The following is a 17,357-nucleotide window of genomic DNA, read 5'->3' as shown; positions in this document are numbered from 1 at the left end:
TTAGGAATTTCCCAGAGTTACTGCTAATTTATCGGCAATTCCGGCTATCCAATTTTCATCTTGTTTGGTGTAACTGCGGGGTGCATTTGCTCCTAAAATTAATACACCTTGATTGCCGATGGGTTGACAAATCACACCTTGGGTATTCTCCGGCAAGTAATCAAATTCAATGCGTCCTGGATAAACATTTAATGCTACCAAATACACTGGTTGTTGTTTTTCTAAAACCCGTTTGACAATTGCCCCTGGGATAACTTCTGATTTATTTGCCAGAATGCCGCGACGTAACAAAACTTTGCCCTGATAGAAAACTATGAGCGATCGCGTCACTGTATTAGTTAACAATAAATGTGATGCCCAGGCTAATTCTGTTTTCACGGCTTCTGGTAAATCATCTGCTAACACAAAGCCTTCTTCCCCAATCAGTTCTACTGCATCAGGCGATCGCGGCTGCACTTGTTGCCAAATTAAACCAGTTAAAATCAAAACGGCACTCAAAATTACTCCCAAAACATCCCCCCGCGCCTGAGAGTCTGTAAGTTCTGGTGTCAACAAACGATTAACTAGCAACAGCACAGCACCCAACCCCCCAACTACTAAGGGTATGCGCCGTACAACTCGATTGGGATCGGATTTAGTCATTAGTCATTAGTCATTAGTCATTAGTCATTAGCTTTTGGGCATTGGGGTAAATATTTCTACCTTGTCTACCTTGTCTACTTTCCTCACCTTTTCTACCTCCCCCTGCTCCCCTGCTCCCTGCTCCCTTGCCTACTCTTCTCCTGGTTCAATTATGCGTTGAAACAGATAGCCAGTACCGCGCGCAGTGAGGATCAACTCTGGGTTGCTGGGGTCATCTTCTAATTTTGCGCGGAGCCGGGAAATATGTACATCAACTACGCGGGTATCTACGTGGCGTTCTGGTGTATATCCCCAAACTTCTTGCAAAATCTCGGAACGGGAAAAGGCTTCACCGGAACGACTGACTAATAATTCCAACAGGCTAAATTCCATTCCTGTCAATCTGATGCGCTCATCACCTTTGTAGACTTGGCGTTTGTTGGTATCAATCTTGATGTTACCTACGTGAATCACACCAGAACTGGGAATTCCCGATGCGCCTGTTTTATCTACTCGGCGTAAAACTGAGCGAATCCGCGCTTCTAGTTCTTTGGGGGAGAATGGCTTAACTACGTAGTCATCCGCACCTAATTCTAAGCCAGTGATGCGATCGGCTACGTCACCCAAAGCTGTTAGCATAATAATGGGTACGTCTGATTCTTTACGTAGCTCTTGACAAACACCATAACCATCTAGTTTTGGCATCATCACATCCAAAACTACTAGGTCTGGATCTGCTTTGCGAAATGTTTCTAAAGCTTCTTCTCCATCACCAGCAGTGACTACATCGTAGCCAATCATCGACAGGCGCGTCTCTAAAATCCGGCGAATACTGGCTTCATCGTCTACTACCAGAATTTTTTCTTTATGAGTTTCCAAGTTTCTCAACGCTCCTTAACTAAAATTTTTCATGATTAATTTTTAATACCATAATATTAAGATATCATTCTCAGAAATGATTTGGAAAAAGCGGGAAAGTCTTATATTAATGGGATTTTCAAGTAGCCCAAAAATTAAGGAAAAATTAAGATATTTAATAATATTTAAGATTTAATAATGCCAAAGCCAAAAACTATTTATATATGTAACGAATGCGGTGCAGAGTCTCCCCAGTGGTTTGGTAAGTGTCCTAATTGTGGTACTTACAATTCCCTAGAAGAACAGATTAGCATCCAATCTTCTGTAGATATACCGAGTCGGGGTGTCAGTGGTTGGCATTCCGGACAGGGTAACGGGAAGCCTGCGAATAAACCAGCTAAACCCAGAGCTTCTTTAACATTTGACCAAATTAGCGATCGCCAAGTCACTCGTTGGGAATCTGGATACGGAGAGTTAGATCGGGTTTTGGGTGGGGGAGTTGTTCCCGGTTCAATGGTGTTAATTGGTGGTGATCCGGGTATCGGTAAATCTACTCTACTTTTGCAAGTATCCAATCAGCTAGCGCAGAGATATCGCATCCTGTATGTTTCGGGCGAAGAATCAGGACAACAAGTTAAATTAAGGGCTTCGCGCTTGGGTGTATCTAAACCTTTAAATGTGGTAAGTGATGAAAATGACCAAGAAGAAGAAAAAGAAAAAGAATCATCACCAAGCATAGGTGCAGATTTATACGTCCTGCCAGAAACAGATTTAGAAGAGATTTTACGGGAAGTAGATTCTTTAAAACCAAATGTAGCGGTAATTGACAGTATTCAGACCGTATTTTTCCCCGCTTTAACATCCGCACCTGGTTCAGTAGCACAGGTAAGGGAATGTACGGCTGCCTTGATGAAGGTGGCAAAACATGAAGATATTACCATGTTAATTGTCGGACACGTAACTAAAGAAGGGGCGATCGCCGGGCCGAAAGTATTAGAACACTTAGTAGATACGGTACTATATTTTGAAGGCGATCGCTTTGCCTCCCACAGATTATTAAGGACAGTTAAAAACCGCTTCGGCGCAACCCACGAAATCGGTATCTTTGAAATGGTGGAAAACGGACTCCGTGAAGTCCCCAACCCCAGCGAGTTATTTTTAGGCAACCGTGATGACCCCGCACCAGGCACAGCCATTGTAGTAGCCTGTGAAGGTACACGCCCCATCGTAGTTGAGTTACAAGCCTTAGTTAGTCCCACCAGTTACCCTTCACCACGCCGGGCTGGGACAGGTATAGATTATAACAGACTAGTGCAGATTCTCGCCGTTTTAGAAAAGCGTGTCGGGATACCCATGTCCAAATTAGATTCCTACGTCGCCTCGGCTGGGGGGTTAAATGTGGGAGAACCAGCCGTAGATTTAGGAATTGCTATTGCGATAGTTGCGAGTTTCCGCGATCGCATAGTAGATCCAGGTACAGTATTAATCGGTGAAGTCGGCTTGGGTGGACAAGTGCGCGCCGTTTCCCAGATGGAACTACGGTTAAAAGAAGCCGCTAAACTAGGATTTAAAAGAGCGATCGTTCCTAAAGGTCAAAAATTCCCCAACTTTGACATCGAAATTGTACCAGTCTCCAAAGTCATAGATGCCATCATCGCCGCCATCCCTCATCAAGAACTAACAGCCGAAGACTTAGACATAGACGAAGAATAAAAATAATTACTCTTCCCATTCCCCTTATCAACAATTGATCAACTGCGATCGCCCGCCCACCTAGCTAGATGACTCCAATCTAGCTTTTTTATTGTTTCAATTTATAAAATAAACTGCGAAATAATACTAAGGTTGGACAATCTATAGCTGTAAAAACCCCATCAAATAAGGCTATAAAAATATTTTTAAAAGCTTGACTTGTATAAAAATATACTTTAATATATTTTAAGCATGATAAAGGCGATCGCGGTATCCGACCAAGAATCTTGCGATCGCCTTTATGTAGCTCCCAATACAGGAGATAAATACAATGATGGCACAATTACAACAATCTGCCCAATCCAAGTTAGAGCAGTTTTTAGGCGAAAATCCAGATACACTAAGCCTTGATCAGTCAACTCAACAACCATTACCCCACAGAGAACCGATTAAACATCTACTGATAGGCTCACCCAAAACTGTCACCAGTACAATTCACTACTTGCAGGTAATTGGTTACGCTAGCGTCGGTGAATGGAGTCCACTATTACCCACCGCTAACCCAGGCGAAGTCATGAGTATTTTAATCCGGCAAATTCTCATTTAATAGTTTTAAAACCCTGACTTTTCCCAAAAGTCGGGGTTTTAGACAAATCAATATTTTATTTCCCTGCTTGTTGTTTCAAAAAAGCGACATTCGCCAATTCCTCGGCTAACTCTTGGGCTGTATATTGCGTAAAATAAACTTGGTAGCGTGATAATGCCTGAATAAATTCAGCGCGCGTTAGTCCTGTGAGATTTCCCCTAATTCATACCATTTAACTGCTGCGGCGATTCGCATTTCTTGGATAAACTCTTCAGGATTTTTGCGAAGTGCCGAAAAGACTGTTTCGGGTAATTGGATTGGGACTGTTCGCATAAATTTTTCTTGAGTTAAAAAATTTCAATATCTGGCAATACGACTCAGTTAACGGGAAAATTAGTTGGGTTAAGCGATAGCGAAACCAAAAAAAGCCTTTATGATGTTGGGTTTCGTTCCTCAGCACAACCTACTACTATGCTGTAATTGGTTTTTTCATAATGCAGGCAACTTCACCATAACCAGGATTGCCAGTTAAACCTTGTAAATTATTATGTTCTATATCTTCATCTTGACCAAGCTTGCTTGTCCATTTACCATCGGGTAATTGTCTAGCAGCATGAGTTGGTATTTTGCTGGAGTTCACATATATTGAGATTTTTTGAAATCCTGTTTCTAAAGAAGAATCGCTACATATTTCATAACCAAGTGTGCTAAATGCTACTTGAAAAGCCTCTAGAGTCTCTTCTCTGGTAATACCTGGCGGCCAATATTCTTCATATTGAGCATCTGGCCACCACCAGTTTTCATCATCTTCTGCTGCCCAAGCAACACAGTTATAGTCAGTTGTATCTGGGCTTGTAAACTTGTAACCGTGGATGACTAGATTGGGATAATCACGTTCAATAAAAGATTTTACATAGCTATCCCAAGCGTTATTACCTACCACTGATAACCCCTTTGTCTACCCCATTCTAGCCAAGCTTTAGTCATTTCTTTTGTGTTTCCTCTATACTGCGAAGGTACAGGATCTTCTCTGGAAATTGATTTTAATGCCCAAAACCAACGCCCTGATTTCTTCTCAAGTTCCCTGAGTAGCAAAGGTATAACAGTTTCACCCATTCCTATAATCTGTTGATATGCAGGGTGCATTGACATTTGATTAGTAGATGAGACACCACGATTTTCTTCACGCCATTGCTGGGCTAGTGTCATGAAAGTTGATTCTATTTCAGCTTGATTAGAAATTTGCAGTTCCTGTTTTTTAGTCAGTTGTGCTGCATACGCAATAGCAGCTTGAACATCTTTTAATGTTATTGGTGGGTAATCTTTGACTATTTCCTCAAATGTCAATCCTTGAGCGATGTTATCAAGGATGACTGAAACCATGACTTGTGTACCTGTAATATGCGGTTTACCATGACAGGTTTGAGGATTGATACTAATGTGTTCTTGCCAGTTAGTCATGGTTTTGAGTGTTTTTGGTTAAAGCTGTTTAGAGGCGATCGCTGTTTGGTTGCTATGATGCCAATTGATCCGCTTGCAGCATAGTTGAATTTAACTGTTGAATTTGATTAGCTCCTAGTTTACCTATCCGTCTGGTAATAAATTTGCGCTCAAGACATTAGATAGGCTCTCCATCTTCCAGAGTATATAAATCCGGTTCATCATATAAAAATTCAAATACTTTACTTCTGTCTGCAAGTTCCATAATCTCTGGTGTAGATTGATAGGAAGAATTGAAAAATAGTCTTTCTTCCAACAGTGAGCGTTCTTCATCAGAGAGAGAGAAGATAATTTGTATGAGAGATTCTACGAGTTTAGTGTTCATTACTCATGAATTTCGTTTAAATTCCTAGTTTAGCTATTTAACTACATTATATATAGATTTATAACTTAACCAGGAATTTTATAAAGTTGCAATAAAAAGTCTGCTTGGGAAACAAAATCAGAAGCAGAATCTATTTTTCTCATTTTATTAATGTATTCTAAAAATTCCATACCTATTGTTTTTAATCCTTTTTTCTCAACTGATTGCCATATTTCGTTTAATTTTATCTCCTTTATGGGAGAAGGTTTAAATACTTCCAATCCTAATTTTATAAAAAAATCCAAATTGCGTTCATTTGAATCAAGTTTAAAGAAAATATGAACCAGATTAGTATTAAAAGCAGTTGGCAAATAACTAAACTTTTCTATTTCATCATAATTTATAGAAATAGATGTATATTTTAAATAATACATTTTTTTAATTGCTTCTTTACTCATATGTTGTGCACGATATGTTCCTGCGCCTCCAAAGGGCATCAAGTTGAAAAGCTTATAAAATTTTTCTAGTAATTCCGCATTTATATCTGGTTCTACTATTAATCTTTTATCTGTCAAATGCATAGTATAGCTACATGCGCTTGGTGAATAACCAAAAAAAGTCTTTTCAAAAGGCACAACAGCAAAGGAATAAAAATGAATTTCAGAATCTTCTAAATTGGTATTAATAATTTTTACAGGTTCATAATTTTCCATGATTAATTTCTCCCATCTTTCAGCTTTTTATTGTATTAGTAATTAATCTTAATAAGTTAAGAGGTGGGCAAGATGCCCACCCCACAAGAATGAATGCAATAGTTGAGTTAGTTTGGTGTTTCCCAAAAGAAAGGATAACTTTCCGGTGTGGATGAAAGGCCTGCTTTGACAGGATTTTTTCTAATGTATTCCCAATATTGTTGAAACTCTTGCTCATCCCTAACAATTCTGTCATATCTTTCATCTTGCCATACTGTTCCTATATGATTCATCACTTTAGGAATTTGTTTAGCACTATAGCCTTTAATACTTTTCATAATGCTACTCAGTGACCAAAACTCCTTCTCAGATTTGAGTAATGGTTGAATTAGTAAATGTACATGATTTGTCATGATTACTAAGGTGAATATCTTATATCTCTGATTGTTAAAAAACAGGCAAGAATTAAAAACGATTTCTCTAGCTTCTGAACTCAGTTCTAATTTTTCCCAAGTATTAAAAGTAATAAAATAAACTGCTCCATCCAATTCCCAATGAGGCAATCTTCTGTGATAAATTCTAAACTTTGACTCTTGCATTATATAAAGCGATGAGTAAATTATTTAGTATTTCTCTTGTGGGGTGGGCATCTTGCCCGCCCCTACCTCTATACTTCCCATGAGCGAAGAAAAAACTTTCCCATCCCAACAAAAAATCCCCCACCGTGCGGCAGGGGATTTTTTCTTACTTACCTACAAAACTAGTAGCCAGATCAACCGAACTTACCAGCAGTAGAAGCAATGAGGAAAGCTGCATAGGTGACGACATAGCCGACGGTGAAGTGTGCTAGACCAACTACACGAGCTTGAACGATGGAGAGAGCAACGGGTTTGTCTTTCCAGCGAACGAGGTTAGCGATAGGAGTACGTTCGTGCGCCCAAACTAGGGTTTCGATCAACTCTTGCCAGTAACCTCTCCAGGAGATGAGGAACATGAAGCCAGTTGCCCAGATCAGGTGTCCGAAGAGGAACATCCAAGCCCAGACAGACAGGTTGTTCACGCCGTAGGGGTTGTAACCGTTGATCAACTGAGCAGAGTTAGCCCAGAGGTAATCACGGAACCAGCCCATTAAGTATGTAGAGTTTTCGTTGAACTGAGCAACGTTACCTTGCCAAATACCCAGGTGTTTCCAGTGCCAGTAGAAGGTTAACCAACCTACTGTGTTTAACGCCCAGAACAGAGCTAGGTAGAAGGAGTCCCAAGCGGAGATGTCGCAAGTACCGCCACGACCGGGGCCGTCGCAAGGGAAGGCATAGCCGAAATCCTTTTTATCGGGCATCAGCTTAGAACCACGAGCATCCAAAGCACCTTTGACTAGGATGAGGGTGGTGGTGTGCAGACCTAGTGCGATCGCATGGTGTACCAAGAAGTCGCCAGGGCCAATTGTTAAGAAGAGGGAGTTAGTACCAGAGTTAATGGCATCTAACCAACCAGGTAGCCAAACGTTGGCATAGTTGGGGTAAGCGGTGTAAGCAACGCTATCGGGGTTAGACAACAAGGTGTCTAAGCCGTAGAGAACTTTACCGTGAGCAGCTTGAATGAACTGAGCAAATACTGGTTCAATCAAGATTTGCTTTTCAGGAGTACCGAAAGCAACTACTACGTCGTTGTGAACGTATAAACCAAGGGTGTGGAAGCCTAAGAAGAGAGATACCCAGCTTAAGTGAGAAATCAATGCTTCTTTGTGCTGTAACATCCGCTCAAGTACGTTGCCTTTGTTTTGTTCGGGATCGTAGTCACGAACTAAGAAAATCGCACCGTGAGCAAACGCACCAACCATCAAGAAAATCGCAATGTATTGGTGGTGGGTGTACAAAGCTGCCTGTGTGGTGTAGTCCTTAGCGATGAACGCGTAGGAAGGCAGAGAGTACATATGCTGTGCCACCCAGGAGGTTACAACGCCCAAACAAGCCAAGTGCCAACCTAATTGGAAGTGCAGAGAGTTGTTGTAGGTGTCATAAATGCCTTGGTGGGGCATATTGAAGGGGCCTTCAACCGGTTTGCCAAAGAAAGTTTTGGCATTCATCATTTCTTTGATGCTGTGACCGATACCGAAGTTGGTGCGATACATATGACCAGCAACGATAAACAGAACAGCGATCGCCAAATGGTGATGAGCGATGTCGGTCAACCACAGAGATTCTGTCTGAGGATGGAAACCACCCAAGAAGGTCAGAATCGCTGTACCAGCACCAGTGGATGTACCAAAGATGTGACCTGCTGTATCAGGGTTTTGAGCGTAAACGCTCCAGTTACCTGTAAAGAAGGGTTGTAAACCTGCTGGGTGGGGCGCAGTTGTTAAGAAGTTATCCCAACCTACGTGCTGTCCGCGAGCTTCGGGGATAGCAACGTGAATTAAGTGACCTGCCCAAGCTAGAGAGCTAACGCCAAACAAACCAGCTAGGTGGTGATTGAGGCGAGATTCAGCACTCTTGAACCAGGCGAGGCTGGGACGGAACTTGGGTTGCAAGTGCAACCAGCCAGCAAATAAACACAAGGCAGCGAATAATAACAGACCTAAAGAACCAATGTACAGTTCTTGGTTTGTCCGCATACCGATGGTGTACCACCAGTGGTAAACACCAGAGTAAGCAATGTTTACAGGGTTACTAGCACCAGCTTGGGTAAATGCTTCAATCGCGGGTTTACCGAAGTGGGGGTCCCAAATCGCGTGGGCGATGGGGCGGACGTGTAGAGGATCTTTAATCCACTGTTCAAAGTTACCTTGCCAGGCTACATGGAACAGGAGGCTAGAAGCCCAAAGGAAAATGATTGCCAGGTGTCCGAAGTGGGTAGCGAAAATCTTTTGGTAAAGATTTTCTTCGGTCATGCCGTCATGGCTTTCAAAATCGTTGCCCATCGCGATCGCATACCATATGCGCCGCGTAGTTGGGTCCTGTGCGAGATCCTGGCTAAATTTTGGAAATTTTGTTGCCATAGGTTTGATATTTCCTCTGACCTTTAGCCATCAGGTTTCAGCTTTTGGAGTTCTGAGCTTTGAGTTCTAAGTTTTGATTACTCAGCACTCAGGACTCACAACTCAGCACTCCGTAAACTGATTGCTATCCTACTGAAAGAATGTGTGCGTGGAAGAATGCCCAGGTTGTGGCAATCCCTCCCAGGAGGTAGTGAGCTACACCAACTGCACGACCTTGAGTGATGCTCAAAGCGCGGGGTTGGATTGCTGGAGCTACCTTCAGTTTATTATGCGCCCAAACGATGGACTCAATTAGCTCTTGCCAGTAGCCACGACCACTGAACAGGAACATTAAGCTGAATGCCCAAACGAAGTGTGCGCCCAGGAACATGAGTCCGTAAGCAGACAAAGCACTACCGTAGGAGTTGATTACTTGTGAAGCTTGCGCCCACAAGAAGTCACGCAACCAGCCGTTGATGGTGATGGCACTTTGGGCAAAGTTACCACCAGTAATATGAGACACATTACCAGCTGCGTCTACTGTTCCCCAAACATCAGATTGCATTTTCCAGCTGAAGTGGAAAATTACAATTGACAAGGAATTGTACATCCAGAACAGTCCGAGGAACACATGATCCCAACCGGAAACTTGGCAGGTACCGCCACGGCCAGGGCCGTCGCAAGGGAAGCGGAAGCCTAAGTTGGCTTTATCGGGGATCAAGCGAGAACTGCGAGCGAATAGTACGCCTTTGAGCAGAATCAGTACAGTTACGTGGATGGTGAAAGCATGGATGTGGTGAACGAGGAAGTCAGCAGTACCCAAAGCGATGGGCATCATTGCGACTTTGCCACCGACAGCCACAATACCGCCGCCAAAAGCATAGCTAACTGCTTCTAAAGCGTTGGGAGCTGTACCACCAGGAGCTAATGTGTGCAGATTCTGCACCCACTGAGCAAATACTGGCTGCAACTGAATTGCTGTGTCGGAGAACATATCTTGGGGACGACCCAAGGCACGCATTGTGTCGTTGTGGATGTATAGACCAAAGCTGTGGAAGCCTAAGAAAATACAAACCCAGTTCAGGTGAGAAATAATTGCATCCCGGTGACGAATCACCCGATCCAGAACGTTGTTTTGGTTAACAACTGGATCGTAATCACGCACCATGAAGATGGCAGCGTGAGCAGCACCGCCCACAATCAAGAATCCGCCGATCCACATATGGTGGGTGAACAAGCACAACTGAGTTGCGTAGTCAGTCGCCAAGTAAGGATAGGGGGGCATCGCGTACATATGATGCGCGATGATGATGGTCAAAGAACCTAAGAAAGCTAGGTTAGTTGCCAATTGAGCGTGCCAGGAGGTGGTCATGTTCTCATAAAGACCCTTGTGACCTTCCCCAGTGAAGGGGCCTTTGTGGTTTTCGAGGATCTCTTTGATGCTGTGACCAATGCCCCAGTTAGTGCGGTATTGATGACCAGCGATGATGAAGAGTACAGCGATCGCTAGGTGGTGGTGAGAGATGTCAGTCAACCACAAGCCACCGGTAACAGGGTTTAAACCACCCTTGAAGGTCAAGAAGTCAGCATACTGACCCCAGTTCAAGGTGAAGAAAGGTGTTAAACCGCTAGCAAAGCCGGGGAATTGCTCAATCAACAGGTCTTTGTTCAGGATGAACTCATGAGGCAAGGGGATGTCTTTAACAGCCACACCTGCATCTAAGAGCTTGTTGATTGGGGCGGAGACGTGAATCAAGTGACCAGCCCATCCCAAAGAACCGCAGCCTAACAGCACTTGCAGGTGGTGGTTCAGCATGGACTCCACATTCTGGAACCATTCCAGTTTGGGAGCGCGTTTGTGGTAGTGGAACCAACCAGCAAACAAGAACAAACCTGCTAGCACTAGGCCACCGATAGCGGTGCAGTACAACTGGAAGGAGTTGGTGATCCCCCAGCCCCGCCATACTTGGAACAAGCCAGAGGTGATTTGAATACCGTGGAATCCACCACCAACATCACCGTTTAAGATGTCTTGTCCCACAATTGGCCAAACAACTTGCGCGCTGGGTTTTACACCCAAGGGGTCGCTCAACCAGGCTTCGTAGTTAGAAAACTTCGCGCCGTGGAATATCATCCCGCTTAACCAGATGGTCACAACGGCCAGGTGTCCGAAGTGAGCCGCAAAAATCTTGCGGGAAATGTCTTCTAAATCGCTTGTATGTGTATCAAAATCGTGGGCGAGGGCATGAAGGTTCCAAATCCATGTGGTGGTTTTGGGGCCTCTAGCTAAGGATTTGTCGAAGTGTCCAGGTTGCGCCCATTTTTGCAATGAGGTTGGTACTGGATCGTTATCAACTATCACTCTTGCTTTTTTTTCCTCTCGCTCCGGAGGACTAATCGTCATTCGACCTCCTCTCTAGATAAGGAATGAGGAATCATGAAACCACAGAGAGAACCGCGATCGCTTCCCACAGAATTTTTCTGGAGCCGCGATGAAGACGCTATGTGGAAATTTGTTTCTGTTGAATTATAAAGTCTTCACTTGTACATTGTTGGAGAGATTTTAACAATAATTCAAAATCCCTAGAATAATTGTCTCACTTGCCTTTTACCTGCAAACTATTTGCCAAAAAGTCAATACTTTATCTATTTAATTTACAAACAATAACAATTCGTAAAATTTATCCTTTGATACATCGGAAGCCAAGTCTACAGCAGGCTCTAGCACTTGGTATATTTGTTTATCAATGAATTTGATTGGTTATTTAAATACTTAATCAATACAAGATGTAAATAATCTAACGTTTATTATGTCGATTTTAAACATTCATGGTATGCAGGACAGATTTAACCTTTAAGACCGTAGTTTACAGAAGATAATATCGGTCAAAATAATCAAGCAGTTGTCAAAAATAATCACCAGGTATCAGCCATGAACCACAGGCAGAGAGAAGTTCGAGCCGAGGAAGCCTCGGCTCGAAACTTCGGAGAGGCAAGAGGCAGGGGGCAAGAGGTAGGGGGCAGGGGGCAGGGGGTAGACGGGATACCCTATGCCCAAAGCCCCACACCCTATTCCCTTGTTTTGCCTATGTTGAGGTGGCTAATTACACTATTGTTCGTCTTGAGTTTGGCTAGTTGTGGAGAAAAAAGCGTTGGACAGGAAGTATCTGTTAAGGGCAAAGACCAAAGTCAACAAATATCTCGGCAGTTTTCTGAAGTATCGCCACCAGGAGTCATTCAACAACTACGGTCAACTTTAGAAGCCTATCGACCACAAGTCCAAATTATTACGCCCCAACCTGATGAGATTCTCACAGACAACAAAGTCACCGTCCGGCTTCAAGTTAAAGATTTACCGATTTTTCAGCATCCACAATGGGAACTTGGCCCTTATTTGCATTTAATAGTTGATAATCAGCCTGATATTCCCATTTATGACTTAGAAAAGCCCCTGGTATTGTCAGACCTATCCCCAGGTACGCATACTCTACGCGTCTTTGCGTCTCGCCCTTGGCATGAGAGTTTTAAAAATGCGGGTGCTTATGCCAACACAACATTTCATTTATTCACCAAAACTGACGACAATAACCCTGATCCATCCCTACCCCTGTTAACTTACAACAGCCCTCAAGGTAGTTATGGTGCAGAACCCATCTTGTTAGACTTTTACCTGACTAACGCGCCTCTACACTTGCGCTCTGAAGATAATACCAATGACTTATTCAGTGATTGGCGGATTCGCTGCACGATTAACGGTGAAAGTTTCGTACTCGATCGCTGGCAGTCAGTTTACCTCAAAGGCTTTAAACCTGGCGTGAACTGGGTGAAGTTAGAATTCCTCGATAATCAGGGAAACCCAGTCAAAAATGCTTTTAACACCACAGTTAGACTAGTTAACTACCAACCGAAGGGTAAAGACACACTCTCTAGAATTACCAGAGGCGAATTAACAGCTGATGAGGTACGCGGTATTGTAGATTCCTCCTATGAGGCTAAACAACCAGTCACAGAACCTACGCCAGAACCCCAGCCAACGCCTGAATTTATAGAAACACCACAACCAGAAATCGCACCTACTCCCAAACCAACTGAATTACCTACACTGACCACACCTGAAGTAGAACAACCTGAAAATACTGAGTTAGAACCCGCATCTCCAAAGTCATCGCCTACCGCAATTCCAACTCCTACACCACAGCCAGAAGTCACAGCAACACCTATTACTCCTGAACCACAGCCAGAAGTTACAGCAACACCATCACCCAGCATTACCCCTGAACTACAACCAGAGGAGAAACCAACAGCATTACCATCACCCAGCGTTACCCCTGAACCTTTGATAGAAATAACGCCAATACCATCATCAAGCATGACTGCTGAACCCCAGCCAGTAGTACCTCAGCCTCAAGTTAAGGAAGAATTACCACCAGTTACAAATCAACCTTCACCTACTCCTACCCCAGAATCTCAACCAGAGGTCAAGGACACCGAATCATCTGAAAAACCCGTCAATAAACCCAAAAAGGTGAATTTGAGAGATTATTTCCAAAGACGATCGCGTCCTACATCTGGGGAATAGGGCATGGAGCATGGGGCATTGGGTGCTGTATTGTTCTCCCCTGCTCCCTGCCCTGCCTACTCTTCTCTTGATTCAATTAAAAATACTCAACTCTAGCTTTTGGGCTAACAGTTCTACAAACGCGATCGCTGCTATGGGATTACCTATACGATCTAAAACCGGATTGTAACAAGCGATCGCTCCTTCCCCTGGTAATATCGCTAATAACCCACCACCGATCCCAGACTTCATCGGTAGTCCAATTTTGATTGCTAATAACAGTGAAGCTTCGTATAAACCGCAGGTTAACATCACACCATTGACTATCTGACGATGCTGAGTTGGTATCTTCTCGTGCTGGCAGGCTAAGAGTTTTCCGATTAGGCTTAAATCTTGAACAGTTCCAGAAAAACAGCATATTTGTTCATATATGTCAAGAGCAATGTCGGGATTTGTAATATTTCCTGTCTGAGCTAAATGATTAGCGATCGCCTGATTTGTTGGAGAACGAGATGATCTAACTGAAGCCAGTATGACTTCATCTAGTTGGAGTTGACAGCCAGCCAATTGATTTAACCATTGACAAAAAGATTGAGTGCGATCGCTAATATCTCTTCCTGGTAACTTATCAGCCAAAGTAATCGCACCACTATTAATCATCGGGTTACGGGGTTTACCACCATCAGCCACCAACTGTTCTAAAGAATTAAAAGGTGCATCAGATGGTTCAACACCTACCCATTGCAGCACTTGTTCTGCACCAAATTGTTCTAGCAGATAGAGTAGAGAGAAAGACTTGATGACACTCATCAGTGGAAACACACAAGCCGTATCCCCAACACTGTAACTTGGTGTTGATTCACAGTAAATGTGGACTGCAAACCAATGGGGATCAGCCTTAGCTAATTGTGGAATGCGATCGCAAACTTTCCCCAAGTGCGTTTGAGTTTTCGCTAATTCCACCCAATCACGTAAATCGTCGATATTTAATTTCTCAAATTTGCTCACAGCAGATACAACCCAGAAAAAATATCAGATTTAATTGTCAGCCTTTATTGTGAATTAATTTATGATGTCTCGTGTCAGATCCCCAGAACTACCGCAAAATTTTACATGGTTGAATACTGAGCAACCAGTATTACTAAAAAAACTTAGGGGTAGAGTTGTAATTTTAGATTTTTGGACATACTGTTGTATAAATTGTCTTCATGTTTTACCAGACCTCAAGTATCTAGAGCAGAAATATCAAGATAGTCTGACAGTCATCGGTGTTCACTCTGCTAAATTTGACAACGAACAGGAAACCGAAAACATCCGCCAAGCCATCCTGCGTTACGATATCGAACATCCGGTGATAGTAGACAAAGATTTTCGTGTATGGCAAGAATATACAGTGCGTGCTTGGCCTACATTTATAGTCATTGACCCAGATGGTTACGTGATTGCTTCCATTCCCGGTGAAGGTAATCGTGATACTTTAGACCAACTGATTGCAAAGTTGATTCAAGAACATCAACACAAAGGTACACTAAACTTCCAAGAACTCAGGCTGACTTTAGAAAAACAGAGACAACCATTAATCACACCTCTGGCTTTTCCGGGTAAAGTCTTGGCTACTCCAGCAGCGTTGTGTATTGCTGACTCTGGACACCATCGGATCGTGATGAGTTCTGTGGATAGCGAAATTATTCATGTAATTGGTAATGGGAAAGCTGGTTTCACAGATGGTGATTTTTCAACAGCACAGTTTTCTGCACCCCAAGGAATGACATTTGATGTCACCAATCAAATTTTGTATGTTGCTGACACTGAAAATCATGCAGTACGTCGAGTTGATCTGCAACATCAAGTAGTAGAAACCATCGCCGGGACTGGTGAACAAAGCCGTAATATTTACCCTCATGGGGGTGTTGGCTTAGAAACTCCCCTCAATTCTCCTTGGGATTTGGTGCAAGTGGGAAATAACCTATTCATTGCAATGGCGGGTTCACATCAAATTTGGTGCATGAACTTAGACACTAGGATGATCTCAACCTATGCGGGTACAGGTGCAGAAGGTTGTTTTGATAGTTCACTAACTGAATCTGCTTTTGCTCAACCTAGCGGAATTACTACCAACGGACAAGAGTTATTCATTGCTGACAGCGAAACTAGTTCAATTCGTGGTGTGGGATTAATAGCACCCTACCAAGTCAGAACTATCTGTGGAAGTGGAGATTTATTTGGGTTTGGCGATATTGATGGACAAGGCGAGGATGTCAGGTTACAGCACTGTCTAGGTATAGAATATGCCAATAATTTTTTATGGGTAGCAGATACCTACAACCACAAAATTAAATTAGTCAGTCCCCATACAGGGAATTGTCAAACTGTTTTGGGGGACGGTTCTGTGGGTTTACAAAACGGACAGGGTACAAGTACCCGCTTTTTTGAACCTTCAGGATTGAGTGTTATGGGTTCACATCTATATATATGTGACACCAACAACCATGCTGTCCGTCGCGTAGATTTGCAGACATTAGAGGTGACGACTCTCGAATTTCCAGGTTTGTGTGCGCCTGATGTGTGTATCCCCAATAAATTTTCAGCGTCACTCAACAGGCGCAACTAAACTAAGCAACGTTCAATAGTAGCAACAACTGATTGACTAAGAGAATCAAATTCATAACCACCTTCTAAACCAAAGAGAATTTTACGTGTAATTCCCAAACAAGCTTCTGTAAACAAACCATAATCATTTGGCTTTAAATTGATACTGGCTAAGGGATCGTCAGCATTACCATCATAGCCAGCACTAACAATGAGTAAATCCGGCTGAAATTCCGTTAAAAAAGGTACTACTTTTTTCTCCAGAAGTGGTTGATAGACTCCGATATCGCTACCAGGAGGTACAGGTAAGTTTAAAACGTTATTATGGAAGCCTTTCTCTATAGCTCTCCCAGTACCAGGATAACAGGGATACTGATGCAGAGAGCAGTAAGCGATTTGGGGATGAAGTTCGACGATCGCCTGCGTACCGTTACCATGATGTACATCCCAATCAAGGATAGCTACACGGTTAACTCCTGGTTGTTCTAAAGCATAAAAAGCGGCGATCGCTGCGTTAGAAAATAAGCAAAACCCCATCCCTGCATCGGCTTCCGCATGATGTCCTGGCGGACGAGATAACACAAACGCTGGATTCGCCGCACTTAAAACCGCGTCTATACCATCCAACCAAGCACTCACGGCTAATAATGCTACATCATAACTACGAGGAGAAACGGGAGTATCACCATCTAAATAACCGCCACCAGTAGCGGCAATTTTCTGGACTTTATTGATATATGCTGGGCTATGAGCCTTGAGTAAAAACTGCATGACTGGCGTATTTTCTGATACAGGAGTAGGCGATCGCCAAATAAGTTTGGCAGCAAACGCAGTTTCCTTTAAAGTGTTGACTATCGCCAGTAAGCGTTCTGGCCTTTCTGGATGGTAACTTCCAGTTTTGTGATCTAGAAACTCATCAGAATAGATAACTGAAAACATAGGGTATGACATTGGCAGCAAGATACTGAAGGCCATTGTAT

General features: G+C 43.1%; 15 protein-coding genes and 1 pseudogene. 4 read left to right on the top strand and 12 right to left on the bottom strand.

Features of this window, described 5'->3' with window-relative positions:
• Positions 1 to 642, bottom strand: coding sequence for a cofactor assembly of complex C subunit B (locus ACQFX9_RS09750; RefSeq protein ID WP_427161828.1), 642 nt, complete (start codon positions 640 to 642; stop codon positions 1 to 3).
• 129 nt (positions 643 to 771) lie between these two features.
• Positions 772 to 1,500: a response regulator transcription factor RpaB gene (rpaB, locus tag ACQFX9_RS09745; protein ID WP_103135659.1), complete on the bottom strand. Its 729-nt coding sequence runs from the start codon at positions 1,498 to 1,500 to the stop codon at positions 772 to 774.
• A gap of 177 nt (positions 1,501 to 1,677) precedes the next feature.
• Here rpaB and radA point away from each other — a divergent pair, with 177 nt between their 5' ends.
• Entirely contained in the window at positions 1,678 to 3,192 is a 1,515-nt protein-coding gene (radA, locus tag ACQFX9_RS09740; protein WP_103135658.1) for a DNA repair protein RadA, read from the top strand.
• A gap of 310 nt (positions 3,193 to 3,502) precedes the next feature.
• Positions 3,503 to 3,778 (top strand): hypothetical protein, encoded by a 276-nt coding sequence (locus ACQFX9_RS09735; RefSeq protein ID WP_427161827.1) that lies wholly within the window; start codon positions 3,503 to 3,505, stop codon positions 3,776 to 3,778.
• Between the two features lie 55 nt (positions 3,779 to 3,833).
• Here the strand turns inward: ACQFX9_RS09735 and ACQFX9_RS09730 are convergent.
• The 8 genes and pseudogenes from ACQFX9_RS09730 to psaA form a co-directional block, all read right to left on the bottom strand.
• Positions 3,834 to 4,090, bottom strand: a pseudogene (locus ACQFX9_RS09730) (UPF0175 family protein).
• 136 nt (positions 4,091 to 4,226) lie between these two features.
• Positions 4,227 to 4,700, bottom strand: coding sequence for a DUF7689 domain-containing protein (locus ACQFX9_RS09725; protein ID WP_427161826.1), 474 nt, complete (start codon positions 4,698 to 4,700; stop codon positions 4,227 to 4,229).
• Entirely contained in the window at positions 4,694 to 5,218 is a 525-nt protein-coding gene (locus ACQFX9_RS09720; RefSeq protein ID WP_427161825.1) for a DUF433 domain-containing protein, read from the bottom strand. The genes ACQFX9_RS09725 and ACQFX9_RS09720 overlap by 7 nt, the downstream gene beginning before the upstream one ends.
• A 157-nt stretch (positions 5,219 to 5,375) precedes the next feature.
• Positions 5,376 to 5,582 (bottom strand): hypothetical protein, encoded by a 207-nt coding sequence (locus ACQFX9_RS09715; protein ID WP_427161824.1) that lies wholly within the window; start codon positions 5,580 to 5,582, stop codon positions 5,376 to 5,378.
• 65 nt (positions 5,583 to 5,647) lie between these two features.
• Complete coding sequence (locus ACQFX9_RS09710) at positions 5,648 to 6,274, bottom strand: hypothetical protein (RefSeq protein ID WP_427161823.1); 627 nt, start codon at positions 6,272 to 6,274, stop codon at positions 5,648 to 5,650.
• A gap of 107 nt (positions 6,275 to 6,381) precedes the next feature.
• Positions 6,382 to 6,852 (bottom strand): REP-associated tyrosine transposase, encoded by a 471-nt coding sequence (locus ACQFX9_RS09705; RefSeq protein WP_427161822.1) that lies wholly within the window; start codon positions 6,850 to 6,852, stop codon positions 6,382 to 6,384.
• Between the two features lie 173 nt (positions 6,853 to 7,025).
• Complete coding sequence (gene psaB, locus ACQFX9_RS09700; RefSeq protein ID WP_427161821.1) at positions 7,026 to 9,251, bottom strand: photosystem I core protein PsaB; 2,226 nt, start codon at positions 9,249 to 9,251, stop codon at positions 7,026 to 7,028.
• 124 nt (positions 9,252 to 9,375) lie between these two features.
• On the bottom strand, positions 9,376 to 11,634 hold the full coding sequence (psaA, locus tag ACQFX9_RS09695) for a photosystem I core protein PsaA (RefSeq protein ID WP_427161820.1): 2,259 nt from the start codon (positions 11,632 to 11,634) through the stop codon (positions 9,376 to 9,378).
• Between the two features lie 528 nt (positions 11,635 to 12,162).
• Between psaA and ACQFX9_RS09690 the strand changes: the two genes are divergently transcribed.
• Positions 12,163 to 13,809 carry a hypothetical protein gene (locus ACQFX9_RS09690; RefSeq protein ID WP_427161819.1) on the top strand — a complete coding sequence of 549 codons (1,647 nt, stop codon included), beginning with the start codon at positions 12,163 to 12,165 and terminating at the stop codon, positions 13,807 to 13,809.
• Positions 13,810 to 13,881: 72 nt separating this feature from the next.
• Here the strand turns inward: ACQFX9_RS09690 and ACQFX9_RS09685 are convergent, their stop codons facing one another.
• Complete coding sequence (locus tag ACQFX9_RS09685; protein WP_427161818.1) at positions 13,882 to 14,796, bottom strand: glutaminase; 915 nt, start codon at positions 14,794 to 14,796, stop codon at positions 13,882 to 13,884.
• 61 nt (positions 14,797 to 14,857) lie between these two features.
• On the opposite strand from ACQFX9_RS09685, the gene ACQFX9_RS09680 reads away from it, so the two are divergent.
• Positions 14,858 to 16,399 carry a thioredoxin-like domain-containing protein gene (locus tag ACQFX9_RS09680; RefSeq protein WP_427161817.1) on the top strand — a complete coding sequence of 514 codons (1,542 nt, stop codon included), beginning with the start codon at positions 14,858 to 14,860 and terminating at the stop codon, positions 16,397 to 16,399.
• On the opposite strand, the gene ACQFX9_RS09675 is transcribed toward ACQFX9_RS09680, so the two are convergent.
• On the bottom strand, positions 16,396 to 17,316 hold the full coding sequence (locus ACQFX9_RS09675) for a histone deacetylase family protein (RefSeq protein ID WP_427161816.1): 921 nt from the start codon (positions 17,314 to 17,316) through the stop codon (positions 16,396 to 16,398). The two genes, ACQFX9_RS09680 and ACQFX9_RS09675, sit on opposite strands and share 4 nt — an antisense overlap.
• Between the last annotated feature and the right edge of the window lie 41 nt (positions 17,317 to 17,357).

Origin of the sequence: Aliinostoc sp. HNIBRCY26, assembly GCF_050235535.1 — a bacterium.
Classification (GTDB): Bacteria; Cyanobacteriota; Cyanobacteriia; order Cyanobacteriales; family Nostocaceae; genus Trichormus.
This window is presented reverse-complemented; position numbering and strand designations above follow the sequence as displayed.